Here is a 19,770-nt window from a genome sequence, read left to right on the forward strand (position 1 = left end):
TTTTTATATTTCAATTTGTTTAATTTTTGCACTGTTCTGGCATATTTTTTAGTTGTTATCTTTCAAAGTATGTTGTAACTAACTTCGTTAAAGCCGATCTAGGTCGCCACCGCTCAAAGCCGGTCATCGGAACTGTCCCTGTCTGGAAAATCCGCACCTCCCTGACAGAGACTAGATATCGCTCTTTAGTTATTCAGTTTGTCGGCCCAATCCGCAATCGCATCCGCTGTATCAATCGGTTTCACAGCGGGCAACGCATGGCTGGCCCCTTCGATCACAGCGACAGTAACACGGTTGCCGAACTCGTCCTTTGCTTCCATCCGCGACTCTTTAGGTCGGAACGGGTCAGACCCCGCTTGTAGATCGAGGATCGGTGCCGTCCCACCAGCCCACCAATCCTTACGATTAGTCAGCTTACGCGCCGCGGACTGGCTTTTTACGACATCAGAATGCCAACCCTCAAGCCAAGGTGTCGGATCATTACCTTCCGCGAAGAAGGCAAGCCGAAGCCGTGCCAGTCGCTCCTCGCGGGTGGATTTCGGATCATTGATCACAGTGATCGCATCCGAAAGCTCCGCAGGCCAAGATTTCGCAGCCCCTGCCAAAAGCACTATGCCACGCGTCATTTCGGGATAATCCGAGGAGATTGTCTTGGCGATCCAGTGACCATAAGCGTGACCCACTACGATTGCCTTACTGCCTTCCGCTGCAATCACCGCCGCAAAATCGTCGGCAAAGTCGTGGAAGGTCACGTTCTCCATCGGGCCAGTCGACCCCGAGATTCCACGTGGCTCAGGCAGAGCGACGCGATAGCCACGCTCCGCCAGTCGGTCCGCGAGCGGCGCAAATTCCGCCGTTCCCCGTCCGGTTGAGGCGAGTATCATGATCAGCGGCCCCTCCCCGCGTACCGAATATTCGATCTGAGCTACACCATTGGTGACGGTTTTCTGCTCTGATTCCATGGCCAAAACGGGCTGCGCGCCTGCGAGCACAAGGGCCAATAAGCCAAAGACGAACTGTTTCATTTTTCCTCTCTTACAATGTTGATTACGTTGAGGGTCATATTATCTTCGTTCAAAAGAGTTTCATTCCAGAATAGATGGCAGAGCGTGGTGTAGCTTACCAAGTATCGATTAAAAATGATTATCTCATCAGGCTATTTTTTCCTGCGACAGTATAGAAAAAAAGAATAAATTTTTCAGTGCGATACACTAACCGTGATATAAATCACAATTTATTTTATAACTAATTATTAATTAATAAATATTCTTATCCGTTAGCATAATAGTTTATTCCATATGATAAATTACAATAAACTTTGAAAAAAATCCTGTCTAGTCATTAATTATAGATAAAAATCTTAAATGCAGAATATTACCGAGTCATTCTTTGGATTCTTCCGAATTAATCGCTATTATCATCCACACTTTATCCTAAATAAGAAATACCAAACAAAACACCGTTTGACCTATGCTTCTGATTATCGGATAAGAGCTTTAGATACTTACATGCTGTATTGACATTTATACAGTCTCAGTTCAATCAATGTTTCTGTTTCCCTGCCGTAATACTCATCAGGGTTAGGATCTATTTACAATGAACACTAAACTGATTATTTCATCCTTACTTGTATCTTCTGTGTTTATCTCTGTAGCAAACGCGGCAGATGGAAAGATCAATTTTACAGGTAACATCATCGCTAATGCTTGTAAAATCGATACAGATTCTGCAAATCAAAATGTGAACATGGGGACAATTAGCTCAAATGCATTTAGTGGTGTAGATAGTGCCGCTGCTGCAACACCTTTTAGCATTAAGATGAGTGATTGCCCACCAGAATATACTCATGCACAAGTTAAATTTGATGGGCAAATAGATAATAAAAATAGCAATCTTCTCGCTTTATCCAATGATAAAGGCCAGGCAGTCGCCAATGGTGTTGCTATTGGTATCTATGAAGAAGATAATTCAACCCTGATCCCTTTGGCAAAAGCCTCCAAACTTCAGGCTTTTACTGATCAAAAAACCGCAGAATTGAAATTCATTGCAAAATATATTGCTACAGCTCAAACAATTAGCCCAGGATCTGGGGATGCAGTCGCTAACTTTACTGTTGTTTATAACTAAGACAGAACAAACTTAGAACAAAAACTCCTTCACGTTTTGTTTCTAATAAAGCAGTATGAGGCATGGATGCCCATAAATCCCACAGGATAGCGTATAAAAATACGATAAAATGGAGAGATTACCGTGCAATTCCAACGCCTACTAACTATGATATTTCTATATATTATCAGCATAAATTTTTCTATCGCAGGTGTCGTCATTGGCGGAACCCGTGTTATTTACATAAGTGATAAAAAGGAAGCATCCATTTCTATAAACAACCCGGAAAAAGATGCACCTTATCTGATTCAGTCTTGGATCCAAGATGAAAGCGATAATATGAAAACCCCATTTATCGTTACTCCCCCAATATTTAAACTCGCAGCAGGTCAAGAAAATATTCTTCGGATTGTAAAAACAGGGAGTAATCTACCCGAAGATCGGGAATCACTTTTTTGGTTGAATGTAAAGTCTATTCCTACCTCGGTGAAATCAGATCAAAATCAATTACAGATTACAGTTAAGTCAAAATTTAAATTGTTTTACCGCCCTGCAAATTTGGCAGAAAAATCAAGTACTGCATACAAAGAACTCAAATTCAGAATGGAAAATAATTTGTTAATCGCAGAAAACCCTACCCCTTACTTTGTCTCATTCTCTCACCTTAAAATAGATCAACATGAAATAAAACCTGCGGGAATGATTAGACCTTTTAGTCAACTAAGCTGGACTCTGCCTGCAAATAACATAAAGCAGGTAAGTTGGAAAGTTATTAATGATTTTGGGGGCGTCACTGCCGAAGAAAAAATAATCATTTAACAAAATAGTCACATAAATTTATTCTATGCTAGAAAGTTAATTATGGAAAAGTACTCACAGCATAAAACTAATAAGAAATCATATGATATTGAACATTCATGGCTCTCATTACCATTATTTATGACAGTTGGAGTACTTTTTTACTCTGCCAAAACTTATTCTGAAGATTATTTCAACATCCATGCGTTAGAAGTGGGAACTCATTTTGGTTCCCCTAAAGATATTGATCTCTCTATTTTTACACAGGATGACCAACCCCCTGGCATTTACTGGGTAGATATTTATCTTAATAAAGATAAAATAGAGACCAGAAACGTGAACTTTACTATGGTAAATAATAAATTACTTCCTAAACTAACCATTCAGCAATTACAGAACATGGGGGTAAAAATTGACACATTCCCAGAATTAATCAGTTTACCACCAGAAACAGAGCTGTCTGATTTAGGTCAATATATTCCATCAGCAAGCACTGTCTTTAATTTTGGTCAACAAAGGTTAGATATCAGTATTCCACAAGCAATGTTAAATAATCAGGCAAGAGGTTATGTTTCACCTGAATTATGGCAGCAAGGGTTAACTTCATTATTAATTAACTACAATTACAGTGGTTCCAATACCTGGCAAGACAATCCATCTGGCTCTACACAAACCAACTATCTGAATCTTCGAACAGGTGCTAATTGGCAAGCATGGCGTCTGCGCAATTATTCCACCTATACCAGCCGCGATAAGAGTTGGAAAAGTATTAATACCTACTTACAACGGGATATCCATTCACTAAAAGGACAGTTAACGCTGGGTGACAGCTTTACATCTTCCTATATTTTTGATGGCGTCCAATTTCGTGGCTTACAATTAGCTTCTGACGATAATATGTTACCAGACAGCTTAAAAGGTTTTGCCCCTACTATCCGGGGAATTGCTCAAAGTAATGCACAGGTCACAATCAGACAAAGCGGTTATATCATTTATCAAACTTATGTTTCACCGGGTCCATTTGTCATTAATGACCTTTTCCCAACGACAACAAGTGGAAACCTGGAAGTTATTATTAAAGAAGCCGATGGTCAGGAACATCGCTCTATCCAATCTTTTTCCACAATACCTATCATGTTACGAGAAGGAGGTATTCAATATTCAGTCACTCTGGGTCAGTACCAATCATCAAATAATCGTGGGCGAAAACCTAATTTTTCCCAAGCAGCACTAATCTACGGCCTTTCCAATAATATCACTACCTATGGAGGGGCTATTTTTTCAAAAGATTATCAATCGGTTGCTTTAGGCTCAGGTTATAATTTTGGTATATTTGGTTCTCTCTCTTTTGACATAACACATGCGAATACCAATTTGCCATCAAATATAAGTACCAAAGGGCAATCTTACCGCTTTCAATATGCAAAAGATCTTCCATTAACCGGAACTAATTTTACTCTGGCAGGTTATCGCTATTCGACACGTGGCTTTTATGACTTTAAAGAAGCTAATGATATAGACAATCCCAATAAAAATGACTGGCGCTATCGCACCAATAAAAGAAGCAAACTGCAATTGCATATTAATCAGTCCATTGGGGATTTTGGTAGTTTATATCTATCTGCTTTTCAACAAAATTACTGGCAGCAACATGGCTATGAACGTAATATCAACGCAGGCTATAACATCAATTATAACAATATTAATTACAGTTTAAATTATACCTATAATCAACTCCCCGATACGAATAAAAATGAACAGCTTTTCTCATTCAGCATACAGGTTCCATTAGATCGCTGGCTAAAAAATAGCTGGGCCAGTTACAATTTGAATACGAATAAAAACAAGGATATTTCCCACCAAGTGGGTTTAAGTGGTACGGCACTGGAGGATAATAATTTAATTTATAGTTTACAACAGAGTTATGCTAATCACGGTACTGGAGCTGGCGGCCATATACACACAGAATATAAAGGATCTTATGGTCAGCTTAGTGCCGGCTATAGCTATGATAATCATTCCCGCCAGCTGAATTATGGCCTTCAAGGAGGAATTGTTGCTCACCCATATGGCATTACTCTTTCGCAACATTTAGGAGATACACTGGCATTAGTCCGGGCTGATGGCGCTCAAGGAATAAAGATCCAGAATAATGTAGGTATTACCACTGACCGGAATGGGTATGCCGTTATTCCTTATGTCAGCAGCTACCGTAAAAACCGAATTGCGCTGGATACCCACTCATTAGCTGATAATGTCGATATTGACGCTAATGCCCAAACAGTCATTCCCACTCAGGGGGCATTGGTCCTGGCCAATTTCAAAACCCGAATAGGCCACAGGGTGTTGATAAATATTTACTATCAAGAAAATCCGATTCCTTTTGGTGCTATTGTCACGTTAGAAAAACAGCATGAGATTAATGAAGCAAACAGTGCTATGGTCAGCCATGAAGGGCAAGTTTATCTCACTGGTTTACCCGATAGTGGACGGTTACTGGTTAAATGGGGTTATAAAGATATTCAGGAATGCTTAGCTCATTACAAACTGCCAGAAAAAAGCCCTTTATCTGGCATTTATACAATAGAAGCACACTGCAAATAACGATTTTCAGGAAAACACTATGCTCAGTAATTACAATAGGTTTAAATGTTTGTTAGTTGCCGTCATCTTATTTTCTGGTCTGGCAATTATCCCTTATAGTTTTGCCACTAATTGCCAATTTGATAAAGGATTTAAACCAGAAATCACTAATTTGTCTTTTGGAACCTTGTATGTTCCAAGAGATAAACCTATTGGCACAACCATTTACGAATATCGTGCAGATGAATTAGACAATAAAGGCAATGTTTTCTATTGCGATAAAAGAATAAATACATCATGGGGATATACAGCCTATAAAAGTGCAGATTACAATAAGGATGCTATTTACGAATCTGGTGTTCCCGGTGTGGGTATCAGAATAAATACCTGGGGTCCTGGCTATGGCATGGATTGGCTACCCCGTATTACTCATAACCCTGTAAGTTGTGACCATTCAAACCGTTGGTATTGCGGTAATACATGGGGTTATCTGACTATTCAGTTGATAAAAATAGCACCAACAACAGGCTCCGGTTTGGTCAAAAGTGATCAATTAATTCAGGCACGAGTAAATGATCGCATCGTTCATACTTATCGTTTAGGCAACACCCGGATTATTACCAAAAGCTGTTCGCTGAAAGATACCAATATTACTGTTCCTATGGGCGATATCAAAAAAAGCGATTTTTCTGGTGTTAACAGCACCGCAGGAGGAAAAGATTTCGAGGTTATTTTAGATTGTGATGATAATGTTCAAATTCAATTAATGCTTGATGGCAAAGAAGCAAAGAATAGCTTAAATCATGTATGGGCACTTGATCAGAATTATAATCGCACAACGGCTTCCGGTGTTGGTATGCAAATCCTTTATAACAACCAACCAGTCATTATTCACTCACAAATCAATATCGGTAACAGCTATTCAGGTGGGAAGTATTCTATTCCTTTACGAGCCCGTTATTTCCAGACAGACCGCAATGTTACCCCCGGTCAAGCAAATGCAACCGCAACAATGACATTAACTTATCAGTGATAAATTAACCTGCATCAGCTATAGAAATTTTATTTTTTAGCTGATGTGTTATTGTTTAATTATTTTATTTCTATCTTGGGAATTAGTTCATCCAGCGTAGCCGATAAGTTCATATTCAGGCTACGGGCGGCGTCTACCAGATCAGTTGTAAGGGTCTTCTTAAAATGATTTTTTCTTCAACCATATTATTTTTACCTTATCCTTTTTGTAACCACTATCCATTCTTAAGTTATTTATTTTATCAATTAATTTATAAAAAATTTCTTTTTATTATAAAATTATGCTTTTAAAACCGTTTGTTAGATTTAAAAATAAATTTCTTAATATATAGATTTTAGATAAATCTATCCTGCACTCTTGTACGATACGGGAAATCAAAATATTAGAATTTACGAATATCATTCTTGAAATGGTATGTCCAGAAAGGTATTCTTTACAACGAGTTGAACTTCGATTAAGGAAAGGTACCCATGAAACCATCCGTTATTCTTGAGCTCAAACGAAATGCGGTGCGAAAGCTACTAGTCGCTTTCGCACAGCAAACCCGCGCATCTTTGGCTCAGTGCTCCATGGCACCGACCAAGATGGTAGTGACCTCGATCTGTTAGTCGATGCGTTGCCCGGTACAACACTGTTCGATTTAGGTGGTCTGCAAGTCGAACTAGAATCGCTGCTCGGCGTACACGTCGATCTGTTGACCCCTGCCGACTTGCCACCTAAATTCCGGGCTAAGGTGCTTACGGAGGCACAGCCGATATGAACGGGAACTGTCTCCCTGACTACTTCGAACATATGCGACAAGCTACAACGGATGCGTGCAACTTCGTGTCAGCTATTAGCCACCTCTTTTTCAGAAGTGGCTTTACTGGCTTATAAAAAACAATATTGCTGAAATGTAAACTGCCTTTACCGCTCTCCTTAATTAGGAAGCAATCTGTTCCATATTCTGCAAAATTCGTTTATCAGAGATCGGATATGGCGTACCCAGTTGCTGAGCAAACAAACTGATCCGTAATTCTTCTATCATCCAACGAATCTCTTGCACCTCAGGTAACTGCTTCTGTTGCAGTGATAATTTCGCCAACCATAGTTGCCACTGCTGCTGAACATTCTCGACTCGCCCCATTTGCGTCCGATCCCTATGTGGGTCAATCGCCAATTTTTCAAGGCGACGGTCAATACCGTGCAAATAACGCAAAACATCCGGTAAACGTTTCCAGCTATTAGCGGTGACAAATCCTCTGAAAACTAAACCAGAAAGCTGTGCTTTGATATCAGATAACGCCAGAGCCAGCGAAATATCAACCCTACCCTTAAGACGCTTATTAATCGCAAAAACAGTGGTGAGTATCTGTTCCACCTGCCTGGCTATTTCCACAACGGTATCATTCAACTCAGCCCGAACCTTATTCTGTAGTTGAATAAAAGTCTGTTCATTCCAAGCCGGTCCACCATTCCCCGCTATTAATTTATCAACGCCACAAGAGATACAATCGTCAATTAAATCCAATACCTTGCCATAAGGATTAAAATAAAGCCCCAATTTGGATTTGTTCGGCAATTTCTCATGTAAATATTTAATGGGTGAAGGAATATTTAGCAATAACAGACGACGGGTGCCTTCCCACATGGCAGTCTGTTGTTCCAGTTCAGTTTCAAACAATCTGATACCGATGCTCTCTTTTTCATCCACCAGCGCCGGAAATGCTTTAACAGAGTAACCTCCACGTTTTTGCTCATATCGTTCCGGTAATTCACCGAAGCTCCAAATATGCAGTCCACTCTGTTCAATACCATCATCGGCAACAGCTGAAAGCGTCTCCTGAACTTTCTCTTTCAATCGTAATTTCAGCGCTGCTAAATCTTTGCCTTCAGCGATAGCCCGGTTCTTTTCTCCTGCCACCCGGAATGTCATTTTGAGGTGATCGGGCACTTGTGCTAACTGCCAATCATCACGTGACACTGTCACACCAGTCATACGCCGTAATTCTTTCTCAAGACTATCCAACAAAGTGGATTGGGGTTGAGGCACCCGCTCCATAAATGCCTGAGCATAGTTTGGCGCCGGCACAAAATTACGCCGCACCGGTTTCGGCAATGATTTAATCAGAGCGACGACAAGATCATAGCGAATACCTGGGATCTGCCAATCAAACCCTGCATCTTTAACCTGATTCAGTACCGGCAGTGGAATATGAACCGTCACACCATCGGCTTCTGTGCCCGGCTCAAACTGATAACTAAGCCGTAATTTCAGTGCATCTTGATACCAATAATTAGGGTAATCCAACGCGCTGATTTTATCCGCATCACCTTTGATCAACATATTTTTTTCAAAGTTGAGCAGGTCCGGTTGCGCTCTATTCGTCTTCAACCACCAGCGATCGAAATGACCCGTAGAAACCACACTCTGAGGTATACGTTGATCATAGAAACTGAACAGGATTTCATCATCCACCAGAATGTCACGACGGCGGGATTTATGTTCCAGCTCCTCAATTTCCTCACGTAATTTCAGATTCGCCCGGAAAAATGCATGCCGGGTTTGCCAGTCGCCTTCCACCAGCGCATGGCGGATAAACAATTCACGGCAAAGCATTGGATCAATTTTACTGTAATTAATCAAACGACTCGCCACAATTGGCAGTCCATATAAAGTGACTTTCTCCTTAGCCATTGTCGCACCCTGCGATTTTTGCCAATGCGGTTCGCTATAATGGTGCTTCACTAGATGTGTGGCTAACGGTTCAATCCACTCAGGTTCTATCCGCGCAGCAATACGCCCCCACAAACGATTGGTTTCAACCAGTTCCGCAACCATTGCCCATTTAGGTGGCTTTTTGAATAAGCCGGAGCCAGGAAAAATAGAAAAACGAGCATTGCGCGCACCAGTATATTCCTGCTTATCTGTATCTTTTTGGCCGATATGCGATAACAGCCCAGAAAGTAACGAAACATGAATACTGCGATAATCTGCATCCTGACTATTTACCGGCAGACCGACTTCTTTTACAACTTGTCGTAACTGGGTATATACGTCCTGCCATTCTCTGACTCTCAGATAGTTAAGATAATCCTGACGGCAAAGCTTGCGGAATTGCGAAGAAGAAAGCTCCTTTTGCTGCTCTTTCAGAAAATCCCATAATTTCAGAAATGCAATAAAGTCAGAATCTTTGTCGGCAAACCGACGATGTTTCTCATCAGAAACCTGCTGTTTCTCCAGTGGCCTCTCTCTTGGATCCTGAATAGACAGCGCAGAAGTAATTACCATCACTTCACGCACACAACCGTGATGACGGGCTTCCAGTACCATACGTGCCAACCGGGGATCAACCGGAAGTTGAGCAAGTTGCTGCCCTATTAATGTCAGACGGTAATTACCCTTCACCGTTGCGTGCTGGTCAATCGCCCCAAGCTCTTCCAGAAGCCGGACACCATCCTGAATATTACGTTTATCAGGCGGTTGCACAAATGGAAATGCGCCGATATCCCCAAGGCCAATGGATGTCATTTGCAAAATGACCGATGCCAAATTAGTCCGCAAAATTTCTGGATCAGTAAACTCTGGCCGTGAAAGGAAATCATCTTCTGAATACAGGCGAATACAAATCCCGTCAGATACACGCCCACAACGTCCTTTCCGCTGATTAGCCGATGCCTGAGATATTGGCTCAATCGGCAATCGCTGGACTTTCGTCCGATAACTGTAACGACTGATACGTGCATATCCGGTATCAATCACATATTTAATTCCCGGTACAGTCAAAGACGTTTCTGCCACGTTAGTGGCCAGCACAATTCTTCGGCCGGCATGCGATTGAAAAATCCGGTTCTGATCACTATTAGAAAGACGTGCAAACAGCGGCAATACTTCGGTATGACGCAAATTCAATTTATTCAAAGCATCGGCTGTATCACGAATTTCCCGCTCACCACTCATAAAGACCAGGATATCCCCAGGCCCTTCACGGCCCAGTTCATCAACAGCATCAATAATTGCTTCAAGCTGATCCCGCTCTCCATCACTGTCTTCAGCTATTACAGGCCGATAACGCACCTCTACCGGATAAGTTCGGCCAGAAACTTCAATAATGGGTGCATGATGAAAATGACGAGAAAAACGTTCAGGATCGATAGTCGCTGAAGTGATGATTACTTTCAGATCAGGACGTTTTGGCAATAACTGACGCAAGTAGCCCAGAATAAAATCAATATTCAAACTACGTTCATGTGCCTCATCAATAATGAGCGTGTCATACTGTTTAAGCAGTCTGTCATTTTGCAGTTCCGCCAGCAAAATACCATCTGTCATCAGTTTAACCAGCGTATTATCACTGACATGATCACTGAAACGGACTTTATAACCTACAGCTGAACCCACTGAGGTTTCCAACTCTTCCGCCAGGCGATTGGCAACCGCGCGAGCAGCCAGCCGACGGGGTTGAGTATGACCAATCAATCCTTTTATTCCCCTGCCCAATTCGAGGCAAATTTTGGGGATCTGCGTTGTTTTACCCGAACCGGTTTCGCCAGCAATAATCACAACCTGATGATCACGAATAGCTTTGTAGATATCATCTTTCTTCTGGCTGACTGGCAGGTTTTCTGGATATTTGATTGTTGGACAAACGGCCTGACGATTAATGATTTTCTGAGACTCTTTCACCTTATTTTAGTCCTTAGTGACTTTTTACTTTGCTGATTAGCCAGTTTTTGCTGATGACATAGTAGCATATCCTATTTATTGGCAATAATTTCAGCGAGTATTCCTGCTGCTATAGTCAACACAGATAAATGTTATTCAATAAATTTGAATGCTAATCTCTAAATATTGATCTATTACCAGAAGATAATAACTCATAGAATAACTGTATCGTGATTAACAAGTGAACGAACAAAAGTTAATTTAAGGAATAAAAATGAGTAAAGTTCTGGTTCTGAAATCCAGCATTATGGCGCAGCATTCACACACTAACCAAATGGCAGATTTCTTTATTGAAAAATGGCAAGCCAACCATGCTGACGACAGTATCACAATACGTGATCTGGCTGCACAACCTATTCCTGTTCTGGATAACGAACTGGTTCATGCATTACGTCCAAAAGGTAATGAAATGACTACCCGTCAGAAAGAGGTATTGGCGTTATCTGATGAACTTATTGCGGAATTGCAGGATCATGACATCATTGTTATGACTGCACCTATGTACAATTTTCACATTCCAACCCAACTGAAAAACTATTTTGACCTGATAGCCCGTGCTGGCGTCACCTTCCGTTATACCGAGAATGGCCCTGAAGGTCTGGTAAAAAGCAAACGCGCAATTATCCTGACTAGCCGAGGAGGAATTCATAAAGACGGTCCCAGTGATCTGTTAGTGCCTTATTTGCGCCTTTTCCTCGGATTCATTGGTCTTACTGATGTGGAGTTTGTGTTTGCTGAAGGTGTAGGATTAAGCCCTGATGCCGCAAATCAAGCGCAACAAACTGCACGTGAAGTTCTGGAAAAAATGACTGCCTGATAATTACACTCTATTCATACATTACCTATATATTATATTGCTGCATTTTGCGCACCTCCCGGTGCGCTTTTATTTCTTCAACCATTTCCCTGAGGTAACCAGAAACCTTGAATAACCAATGGGGAATAGAAAACCATACCATCAGCACCACCAATGGCATCAGTACAATGCCTCTTTTGATTATCAAATTATTGCCTCTCCTTATTAAGCCTTAGATCGGTTACTTCTATTGTTATTCCATAATTTAGTAGACACATCTCAAACTAAGATATTGATTATTAAGTAAATTTTGTTGAACATGTAGGAAAACAACAAGCAATACCCTTATAGCGTTACTTAATTTATCGGTTTATTTAATCCTTTACGTCAGCAATAATTTAAGTCCTAAACAATTTATTAGCTACTTAAATTATGACGGAGATAATTCCATGAAATTAGTCGTTTACAGTACCAAACAGTATGACTATAAACATCTGGAGCTGGTTAATCAAAAGCTCGGGTTTGATTATGATTTTGAGTTTTTCGATTTTCCTCTCAGTTCAAAAACTGCCAAAAATGCTATCGGTGCAGATGCTGTTTGTATTTTCGTTAACGATAATGCTGATCGTGAAGTACTTGAAGAATTGGCTGGAATGAATATAAAAATCCTCGCACTGCGTTGTGCAGGTTTTAATAATGTCGATTTGGACGCAGCTAAAGAATTGGGCATTCAGGTTGTTCGGGTTCCGGCCTATTCTCCTGAGGCAGTTGCTGAACATACCATTGGATTAATCCTGTGTTTAAACCGCCGTATTCATCGGGCTTATCAACGCACCCGTGACGCCAATTTTTCTCTTGATGGCCTGATTGGTTTCAATATGCACAACCGTACAGCGGGAATTATTGGAACAGGTAAGATTGGTGTCGCAACTCTACGTATCCTCAAAGGGTTCGGCATGCGCCTGTTAGCCTGTGATCCATACCCTAATCAAGCTGTTTTGGATCTCGGTGCTGAATATGTCGATCTGGATACACTGTATGCGCAATCCGATGTGATATCCCTTCATTGTCCGCTGACATCAGAAAACTATCATCTGCTGAATGAACTTGCTTTCAGCAAAATGAAAAACGGCGTCATGATCGTTAATACCAGCCGTGGCGCTCTGATTGATTCCGTAGCCGCTATTAACGCATTAAAACAGCAAAAAATTGGCGCTCTGGGTATGGACGTTTATGAAAATGAACGCGACCTCTTCTTTGAAGACAAATCTAATGACGTGATTCAGGATGATATTTTTCGTCGCTTGTCTTCATGTCATAACGTGCTGTTTACCGGTCATCAGGCATTTCTGACAGAAGAAGCCTTGACCAGTATCAGTGAAACTACGCTGAGAAATATCCAGCAATTAATCAACGGGAAAAATTGCCCGAACATTGTTAGTAAGTACCCTTAAAATAATATATTAGGAGATAAATATGAAAAAAATACTACCTTTGGCAACAGCCACTTTATTGTTAGCCACATTTCAGGCTTCAGCGACAGAAAACGTGTCAGTCGATGATTTACTACATCACAGATTTGTTCTGGTGAGCGTTAATGGCGAAGTCGCGAAAAATCAAGATGGTCGCGTACCATCCATTGAATTCGGTGAAAAACTGCATATCTCCGGCTCCATGTGTAATAACTTTATGGGTCAGGGTAAGCTGAAAAATGGTGTACTGACAGTTAAAAATCTGGCCAGCACTCAGATGCTTTGCTCAGATGATAAATTGAACAGATGGGATCACTTGATTGGTAAGGTATTAGAAGATGGCGTCAGAGTCACACTGAAAGATCAAAAGCTGACCCTGTCCAACCATGGCAATAAACTGGTTTATAAACTAAAGGATTATGTCCAGTAATCAGAAAGTAAGTTAGTTTCAGGTGCCGGAAAGCGCTTTCCGGCATTTTAAGCCTACAGTTGGATTAACCTCGCCATCTGAACTGTTCTACAGCAATATGTCGTCAATTTAATAAAAAAAGCCGCAACTAAGCGGCGTGTGTGGCAAAACCCATAAAAAGTTAGAATTGTTTTCTATTAATTCACTATTTATTAGGAAGCTTAATCTTGGAAATAATGGCTAACCTATCCATATAATATTCTGCATCGCCCCACAACCAACTCTGCTCTTTACCAACATCATCCTCAGTTAAGATATTTCTCAGTTCACAAGTCATAACATCATAACCATAAACATAAAGCCCAAACTGTAATGCTTCATACATTCGAGCTTGCCAGAAAGAGATATCGTCTATTATTTGATTGACGTTTGAAGCAGCGACATCATGTGTTCTAATCAGATAGTGAAAAAAGATTTTAGCTGCTAAATCACTTAATGCCGCTTTATGTTTTGGTTTCTTCGTTCTCCACACAAGCGTCTGAGATGCAGGACGACAGTTAAGCACCAAGTCATTCATCACAATAACTTTGTTGTAATAAACAACTTCCTTAGCGTCATCACTGAGTAACGCCAATTCAAAATGGGGCTCATCTATATCCAAATCTAACCGACTATCAACTCTGACCAATCGGTAGCCTGGTGGAAGAATGAGTTCATCCACATCATTCACAATATCAGTACCAGAGGAATCAAAAACATCATACAGGGTACGATTGAGCTCTGGCTCATTCAGGTGGCTGAAATCATTGGTAATTTTTTCTATGTTTTCCGAATGTCTTGGCATATTTTATGCTTCCTCTAATAAACCACAGGTTTAATTACCTTTAGGTAATAGTATAGATGCAATTATATACAATCAACCTTTAGTTCATTTTTGGTGGATACATGTACTGAATAACTGAGTTTTAGGGCCAGATCCCATTTGGGAGAAGACATAATAAGAGTAATAGAAAAATAATTTATTAAATTACAGTTAGTTAAATCATTATTCAGGTTTATTAATAATATGGTCTTCCCATTCCACAACATCAATTTCTCGTACAGCGATATGCCTGACAGAGATTCTTTCGCTATGCATTGCTGATTTAGACCCTCTAATCAGTGGATGCCAGGGTAACAATGTCTTCCCTTCTGCAAGCAAACGATATGCACAAGTCATTGGCAACCATTCAAACGTTGGCAAATTGTAGCGAGTCAGTTTGATACAATCCGGTTCGTATCTGAAACGATCTTCGTAATTTTTGCATTGACAAGTTTTTATATTAAGTTGATTACAGGCAACGTTAGTAAAATAAATTTCATCGGTATCATCATCCATTAATTTATGTAGACAGCATTGCCCACAACCATCACATAGCGATTCCCATTCTTTATCCGTCATCTGATCCAGGGTTTTTACCTGCCAGAAAGGTTGAGACATAACTTCTGCTATTCCTTATATTCAAATCACTCTTGTAGTGAGCGCATTATCATTCAAAGTGATCTTTAACACATCACCGGATTCCAGAACTCCAACACCTTCCGGTGTCCCGGTAAGAATCACATCTCCCGGCCGCAAAGTGAAAAAGTGAGACATATGGCTGATCAGAGGAATGATGGGTGTCAACATGTCATTGGTATCACCGTTCTGCCGTAATTCATCATTGACCGTCAATGAGAGCCGGGTATTTTGTGGATCACCAAAACTGCTCATCCGAATGAACCCAGATATCGGACAAGAACCATCAAACGCCTTACTTTTTTCCCACGGCTGACCTGCTTTCTTGAATTTGGACTGTAAATCACGCAAAGTAAGATCCAATGCAACAGCAAAACCGGCGATCGCAATGCCAACACGCTCTTGATTTGCTTGTTTCAGCTGTGTACCAATCAACACAGCCAGTTCAACTTCGTGATGAACAGCACCCAAATCTTTTGGAATCGCAATCGGCTGATGTATATCACACAATGCAGTTTCCGGTTTAATAAAAACAATGGGTTCTTCCGCTGGCTGAGAACCCATTTCTTTAATATGTTTAGCGTAATTACTGCCAACGCAAACAACTTTATTGACGGGAAGATCCAGTAATGCGCCCTGCCAGTCTCTATGCTGATACATACTCATTCCTTACTCTGGTTTATCAGGCATACCCCTGATTATAGCATTTATTGCACTACCCTATCAGCCATAACTCAACATCAATGGGAAAAAAACACCACGCCCGTTAATATTGCAGTGGTTAATAAAACTGCAATAACGGTTAATTCCACTCACCAAATCCTCGGATTTTTCTTATTTTTTCATCTGTTCCAGATGTGCATTCATTAAATTTTCGGCCGGGGGTGGGATTTGCAGGTAAAAACCCTGTTCAATTAACGATATTTTTACTTTTTCTATATCAGCACCCGCCAGTTTCTTTCTGTCTGCCAGGGAGATCATCATTGCGTATTGAGGCTGACCAAAACTTTTTAGTAACTCCTCAGGAACACGAGAAAAATTATCTCTTTTTTCAACATAAAGATATGTTTGCTCCCGTTTCGGGCTGCTGTAGATCACACAAATCATTATAATAAACTCTTTTAAATTAAGGCCACGACTTGCTTGAATAATTTAGTAATTATAACATGCTTATTGTATTTCGAAATATCGTATCCCAGATGTTGTTCTGGGGGATCTCAAATTTGCTGAATCTGAGTCAGGATAGATGTCACAGTCGCCAATTGAGCTAAAAGGCAGTAATTTTACGCTTTCAGTTGTTCATTTACACAATGACCAACCGGAAATTATTCTACAGGCCCTACAGGAAAAAGTGGAACAAGCACCGGATTTCCTGAAAAATGCGCCTGTTGTCATTAATATCTCCGCTCTGCCGGCAGGCGCTGATCTGAAAGCACTGCATCACGCTATTGATTCAGCAGGATTCCGGGTTGTTGGAATTAGCGGTTGCCGTGATGAGCAGCAACGCAGGGCGGTAATAAAAGCCGCCTTACCATTGCTAAATGAAGGCAAAAAACAAAAAACTTCGGTACAGGAAAATAAACCAACAGAGCCTACTGTTAAAAAAACCCGCATAATTAATTTACCTGTTCGCTCAGGACAAAGAATTTATGCCCAAGGCAGTGATCTTATTGTCACCAGTAATGTTAGTGCTGGTGCTGAATTGATTGCGGACGGCAATATTCATATCTACGGCATGATGCGAGGCCGGGCATTAGCCGGCGCATCTGGTGATCAGGAATGTTTGGTTTTTTGCACCCATTTAAACGCTGAGCTCATCTCTATAGCTGGGCAATATTGGCTCGGCGATAAAATCCCGACTGAATTAGCAGGAAAAGCCGCAAAACTTAGCCTGGTAAATAATGAATTAACTATTGAACCTTTAATCTAGCCCTTTTAATAAGGAATCGCTTCATGGCACGCATTATTGTTGTTACATCAGGTAAAGGTGGCGTTGGCAAAACCACTTCAAGCGCGGCCATTGCTACCGGCCTTGCCCAAAGAGGTAAAAAAACCGTTGTCATCGATTTTGATATCGGTCTGCGTAACCTCGATCTGATTATGGGATGTGAACGCCGCGTAGTTTATGACTTCGTGAACGTTATCCAAGGTGACGTCTCGCTTAATCAGGCATTAATCAAAGATAAACGTACCGAAAACCTTTACATCTTACCGGCATCGCAAACCCGCGATAAAGACGCGCTCACTCCTGAAGGTGTTGAGAAAGTTTTAGTCGATCTGGATAAACAATGTTTTGATTTTATTATCTGTGATTCCCCGGCAGGGATTGAAAGTGGTGCGTTGATAGCACTCTACTTTGCTGATGAAGCGATTATCACAACGAACCCTGAAGTCTCTTCTGTACGTGATTCAGATCGTATTCTGGGCATTCTGGCCTCTAAATCACGACGTGCTGAACGCGGTGAAGATTCCATTAAAGAACATCTGTTACTGACTCGCTATAATCCAGGCCGAGTAAGCCGTGGCGATATGCTCAGTATGGAAGATGTTCTGGAGATTTTATGTATTCCTTTACTTGGTGTTATTCCTGAAGATCAATCGGTACTGCGTTCATCCAACCAAGGGGAACCCGTCATTCTGGATACGGAATCCGATGCAGGAAAAGCGTATACAGATACTGTTGAGCGTTTATTGGGGGAAGAACGTCCTTTCCGTTTTATTGAAGAAGAGAAGAAGGGCTTCTTAAAACGCCTATTTGGGGGATAAAACATGGCCTTGCTAGATTTCTTTCTGTCGAGAAAAAAAACGACAGCAAATATCGCTAAAGAACGTCTGCAAATCATCGTGGCAGAGCGTCGCCGTGGTGATTCTGAACCAGCTTACCTGCCTGACATGAAACGGGATATCCTAGCGGTAATCTGTAAGTATATACAGGTAGATCCTGAGATGCTCTCTGTACAATTTGAGCAGAAAGGTGATGATATTTCTGTGCTGGAACTTAATATAACACTACCTGAGACAGAAGAAGCTCAAAAGTAATGTGGGTAAACCGTGCTGTTTTATCATTAATCACCATCAAAGTAACCAAGCTCATTATGTGACTGTCTGAGATGGGGTAACCCTAAACGGGAACCCCACTCTCTCTCGCACTTTAGTCTGGCATCGGACTAAAGCAGTTGCTCTCATCTGATATTTAGTTAATCAGGATAGTTCGCCAGAATTTCTGCAACTGGCCCAGCCAGCAATTCTCCCCGCCATCCACTAAGCAGTTCAGATTTGCCATTTAATTGCTTCAATTTCCAGTGAACACTGAGTAACTGATTAATCTGACGACGAGATGCCAGCAATTCAGAATTAAACCGATGCTGTTCACTTACCTGATTAATCAGCGCCTTAATATCCTTAAACGCCTTACGATAACCAGGTTGGTCAATCAGGTTTGTCACCAACGGAGGACATTCGCTTTCTGGGATATTTCCACTTTCAGCAACCATTGCCAACAGGCGACGTCCATGACAACGAATCTCCTGCCCGCTTAACCCCAGCGCATCCAATTCTGCCAAAGAGGTTGGCATATAACGCGCCACCTGCCACAAATTTTCTTCACGAATAACAAAGTTCACAGCTAAATCACGCTCTCTGGCCTGATTCAAACGCCATGCTGCCAGTTTTTTCAAACACGCAAGCTGTTGAGGACGTAATTGACAGATATTGCCTATCTGTTTATAAGCACATTCCGGTGTCAATATCTCTTTGCGACGTCGGCTGATAAGCTCACACTCACCCATCGCAGCCTTCATATACCCAGCTTGCTCCGTCGCAGTCATCAGAATATCAGCCAAAGGTAGCAGATAATAAACATCCGCCGCTGCATATTCACACTGCTTTTCACTTAACGGGCGGGCAAGCCAGTCAGTGCGAGATTCGCTTTTATCCAACTCAACATGGATATATTCAGCCACCAGCGCGGCAAAACCACATGACAGAGGGTGTCCGATAAACGCAGCCAGGACCTGGGTATCAATCATGGGTTCCGGCAAGCATTGAAAAGCATTCAGAAAGACTTCCAAATCCTCACTGCCAGCATGTAACAGCTTCAATATCTGAGGATGAGTAATTAATTCACGAAAAGGTTGCCAGTTGGTGATATTAAGTGGATCTATCAGAGAAAGTTGTTCGCCATCATACAGTTGTATCAAACCTAATTGTGGGTAATACGTCCGTGTGCGTACAAATTCAGTATCCAATGCTACTTTTGAGTATTGTTTTGCTCTTTCGCAGACTTGTTGCAACTGAGCATCTGTGGTGATCAACTGATAATTCAAAACATAGTTCTCTTAGCCATTCATGGTAATAAGCACGACAACGCC

General features: G+C 41.2%; 18 protein-coding genes and 2 pseudogenes. 11 read left to right on the plus strand and 9 right to left on the minus strand.

The genetic code is table 11. The annotated features are described in order from the left end of the window. Positions 1-185 precede the first annotated feature (185 nt). The gene (locus PTE_RS13585) at positions 186-1,025 is read right to left on the minus strand and encodes an alpha/beta fold hydrolase (protein ID WP_036847421.1); all 840 of its coding nucleotides are present in this window, start codon (positions 1,023-1,025) and stop codon (positions 186-188) included. A gap of 571 nt (positions 1,026-1,596) precedes the next feature. Here PTE_RS13585 and PTE_RS13590 point away from each other — a divergent pair. The 4 genes from PTE_RS13590 (at position 1,597) to PTE_RS13605 (ending at position 6,520) form a co-directional block, all read left to right on the plus strand. After that, the gene (locus PTE_RS13590; RefSeq protein WP_036847424.1) at positions 1,597-2,127 is read left to right on the plus strand and encodes a fimbrial protein; all 531 of its coding nucleotides are present in this window, start codon (positions 1,597-1,599) and stop codon (positions 2,125-2,127) included. A 123-nt stretch (positions 2,128-2,250) separates the two neighbouring features. Next, a complete protein-coding gene (locus PTE_RS13595) occupies positions 2,251-2,925 on the plus strand; it encodes a fimbrial biogenesis chaperone (RefSeq protein ID WP_051477405.1) in 675 nt (224 codons plus the stop codon). Positions 2,926-2,967: 42 nt separating this feature from the next. Beyond that, a complete protein-coding gene (locus PTE_RS13600) occupies positions 2,968-5,508 on the plus strand; it encodes a fimbria/pilus outer membrane usher protein (RefSeq protein WP_036847430.1) in 2,541 nt (846 codons plus the stop codon). A 19-nt stretch (positions 5,509-5,527) separates the two neighbouring features. Then, positions 5,528-6,520 carry a fimbrial protein gene (locus PTE_RS13605; RefSeq protein ID WP_036847432.1) on the plus strand — a complete coding sequence of 331 codons (993 nt, stop codon included), beginning with the start codon at positions 5,528-5,530 and terminating at the stop codon, positions 6,518-6,520. Positions 6,521-6,579: 59 nt separating this feature from the next. Here the strand turns inward: PTE_RS13605 and PTE_RS27285 are convergent. Further along, positions 6,580-6,666, minus strand: a pseudogene (locus PTE_RS27285) (hypothetical protein); the annotation flags it as partial. A 416-nt stretch (positions 6,667-7,082) separates the two neighbouring features. Between PTE_RS27285 and PTE_RS13610 the strand changes: the two are divergent. Next, complete coding sequence (locus tag PTE_RS13610; RefSeq protein WP_425339431.1) at positions 7,083-7,280, plus strand: nucleotidyltransferase family protein; 198 nt, start codon at positions 7,083-7,085, stop codon at positions 7,278-7,280. A 162-nt stretch (positions 7,281-7,442) separates the two neighbouring features. Here the strand turns inward: PTE_RS13610 and hrpA are convergent. Beyond that, positions 7,443-11,174 (minus strand): annotated as a pseudogene (gene hrpA, locus PTE_RS13615) (ATP-dependent RNA helicase HrpA); the annotation flags it as partial. Positions 11,175-11,439: 265 nt separating this feature from the next. Between hrpA and PTE_RS13620 the strand changes: the two are divergent. Further along, positions 11,440-12,042, plus strand: coding sequence for an FMN-dependent NADH-azoreductase (locus PTE_RS13620; protein WP_036847435.1), 603 nt, complete (start codon positions 11,440-11,442; stop codon positions 12,040-12,042). A 25-nt stretch (positions 12,043-12,067) separates the two neighbouring features. Here the strand turns inward: PTE_RS13620 and PTE_RS25755 are convergent, their stop codons facing one another. Beyond that, complete coding sequence (locus tag PTE_RS25755) at positions 12,068-12,229, minus strand: hypothetical protein (protein WP_152962137.1); 162 nt, start codon at positions 12,227-12,229, stop codon at positions 12,068-12,070. 241 nt (positions 12,230-12,470) lie between these two features. On the opposite strand from PTE_RS25755, the gene PTE_RS13625 reads away from it, so the two are divergent. Then, on the plus strand, positions 12,471-13,475 hold the full coding sequence (locus PTE_RS13625; protein WP_036847436.1) for a 2-hydroxyacid dehydrogenase: 1,005 nt from the start codon (positions 12,471-12,473) through the stop codon (positions 13,473-13,475). A 22-nt stretch (positions 13,476-13,497) separates the two neighbouring features. Further along, the gene (gene hslJ / locus PTE_RS13630; RefSeq protein WP_036847438.1) at positions 13,498-13,923 is read left to right on the plus strand and encodes a heat shock protein HslJ; all 426 of its coding nucleotides are present in this window, start codon (positions 13,498-13,500) and stop codon (positions 13,921-13,923) included. 184 nt (positions 13,924-14,107) lie between these two features. On the opposite strand, the gene PTE_RS13635 is transcribed toward hslJ, so the two are convergent. The 4 genes from PTE_RS13635 to PTE_RS13650 form a co-directional block, all read right to left on the minus strand. Further along, positions 14,108-14,746: a hypothetical protein gene (locus PTE_RS13635; protein ID WP_036847440.1), complete on the minus strand. Its 639-nt coding sequence runs from the start codon at positions 14,744-14,746 to the stop codon at positions 14,108-14,110. A gap of 201 nt (positions 14,747-14,947) precedes the next feature. Further along, positions 14,948-15,382, minus strand: coding sequence for a YcgN family cysteine cluster protein (locus tag PTE_RS13640; RefSeq protein WP_036847441.1), 435 nt, complete (start codon positions 15,380-15,382; stop codon positions 14,948-14,950). A 21-nt stretch (positions 15,383-15,403) separates the two neighbouring features. Next, a complete protein-coding gene (locus tag PTE_RS13645; protein WP_036847443.1) occupies positions 15,404-16,060 on the minus strand; it encodes a fumarylacetoacetate hydrolase family protein in 657 nt (218 codons plus the stop codon). 174 nt (positions 16,061-16,234) lie between these two features. After that, positions 16,235-16,507, minus strand: a complete 273-nt coding sequence (locus PTE_RS13650; protein WP_036847446.1) for a YcgL domain-containing protein — start codon at positions 16,505-16,507, stop codon at positions 16,235-16,237. A 139-nt stretch (positions 16,508-16,646) separates the two neighbouring features. On the opposite strand from PTE_RS13650, the gene minC reads away from it, so the two are divergent. Genes minC through minE form a run of 3 tightly spaced genes read left to right on the plus strand, consistent with a single transcriptional unit; the run spans position 16,647 to position 18,439 of the window. Continuing rightward, positions 16,647-17,330: a septum site-determining protein MinC gene (minC, locus tag PTE_RS13655; protein ID WP_036847449.1), complete on the plus strand. Its 684-nt coding sequence runs from the start codon at positions 16,647-16,649 to the stop codon at positions 17,328-17,330. A 23-nt stretch (positions 17,331-17,353) separates the two neighbouring features. Continuing rightward, positions 17,354-18,166: a septum site-determining protein MinD gene (gene minD, locus PTE_RS13660; protein ID WP_036847452.1), complete on the plus strand. Its 813-nt coding sequence runs from the start codon at positions 17,354-17,356 to the stop codon at positions 18,164-18,166. A gap of 3 nt (positions 18,167-18,169) precedes the next feature. Beyond that, positions 18,170-18,439, plus strand: a complete 270-nt coding sequence (gene minE, locus PTE_RS13665; RefSeq protein WP_023045613.1) for a cell division topological specificity factor MinE — start codon at positions 18,170-18,172, stop codon at positions 18,437-18,439. Between the two features lie 158 nt (positions 18,440-18,597). Here minE and rnd read toward each other — a convergent pair whose 3' ends face one another. Beyond that, positions 18,598-19,725 (minus strand): ribonuclease D, encoded by a 1,128-nt coding sequence (rnd, locus tag PTE_RS13670; protein WP_036847454.1) that lies wholly within the window; start codon positions 19,723-19,725, stop codon positions 18,598-18,600. Between the last annotated feature and the right edge of the window lie 45 nt (positions 19,726-19,770).

It is taken from the genome of Photorhabdus khanii NC19 (assembly GCF_000517265.1).
Classification (GTDB): Bacteria; Pseudomonadota; Gammaproteobacteria; order Enterobacterales; family Enterobacteriaceae; genus Photorhabdus; species Photorhabdus khanii.

What these genes read in the sequence shown, in the direction of transcription:
- PTE_RS13590 (WP_036847424.1), top strand. Translation starts at nt 1,597, where the DNA reads ATGAACACTAAACTGATTATTTCATCCTTACTTGTATCTTCTGTGTTT.
- PTE_RS13650 (WP_036847446.1), bottom strand. Translation starts at nt 16,507, where the DNA reads ATGATTTGTGTGATCTACAGCAGCCCGAAACGGGAGCAAACATATCTT.
- PTE_RS13640 (WP_036847441.1), bottom strand. Translation starts at nt 15,382, where the DNA reads ATGTCTCAACCTTTCTGGCAGGTAAAAACCCTGGATCAGATGACGGAT.
- PTE_RS13605 (WP_036847432.1), top strand. Translation starts at nt 5,528, where the DNA reads ATGCTCAGTAATTACAATAGGTTTAAATGTTTGTTAGTTGCCGTCATC.
- PTE_RS13645 (WP_036847443.1), bottom strand. Translation starts at nt 16,060, where the DNA reads ATGTATCAGCATAGAGACTGGCAGGGCGCATTACTGGATCTTCCCGTC.
- minE (WP_023045613.1), top strand. Translation starts at nt 18,170, where the DNA reads ATGGCCTTGCTAGATTTCTTTCTGTCGAGAAAAAAAACGACAGCAAAT.
- PTE_RS13600 (WP_036847430.1), top strand. Translation starts at nt 2,968, where the DNA reads ATGGAAAAGTACTCACAGCATAAAACTAATAAGAAATCATATGATATT.
- PTE_RS13625 (WP_036847436.1), top strand. Translation starts at nt 12,471, where the DNA reads ATGAAATTAGTCGTTTACAGTACCAAACAGTATGACTATAAACATCTG.
- PTE_RS13635 (WP_036847440.1), bottom strand. Translation starts at nt 14,746, where the DNA reads ATGCCAAGACATTCGGAAAACATAGAAAAAATTACCAATGATTTCAGC.
- PTE_RS13620 (WP_036847435.1), top strand. Translation starts at nt 11,440, where the DNA reads ATGAGTAAAGTTCTGGTTCTGAAATCCAGCATTATGGCGCAGCATTCA.
- PTE_RS13585 (WP_036847421.1), bottom strand. Translation starts at nt 1,025, where the DNA reads ATGAAACAGTTCGTCTTTGGCTTATTGGCCCTTGTGCTCGCAGGCGCG.
- hslJ (WP_036847438.1), top strand. Translation starts at nt 13,498, where the DNA reads ATGAAAAAAATACTACCTTTGGCAACAGCCACTTTATTGTTAGCCACA.
- minC (WP_036847449.1), top strand. Translation starts at nt 16,647, where the DNA reads ATGTCACAGTCGCCAATTGAGCTAAAAGGCAGTAATTTTACGCTTTCA.
- minD (WP_036847452.1), top strand. Translation starts at nt 17,354, where the DNA reads ATGGCACGCATTATTGTTGTTACATCAGGTAAAGGTGGCGTTGGCAAA.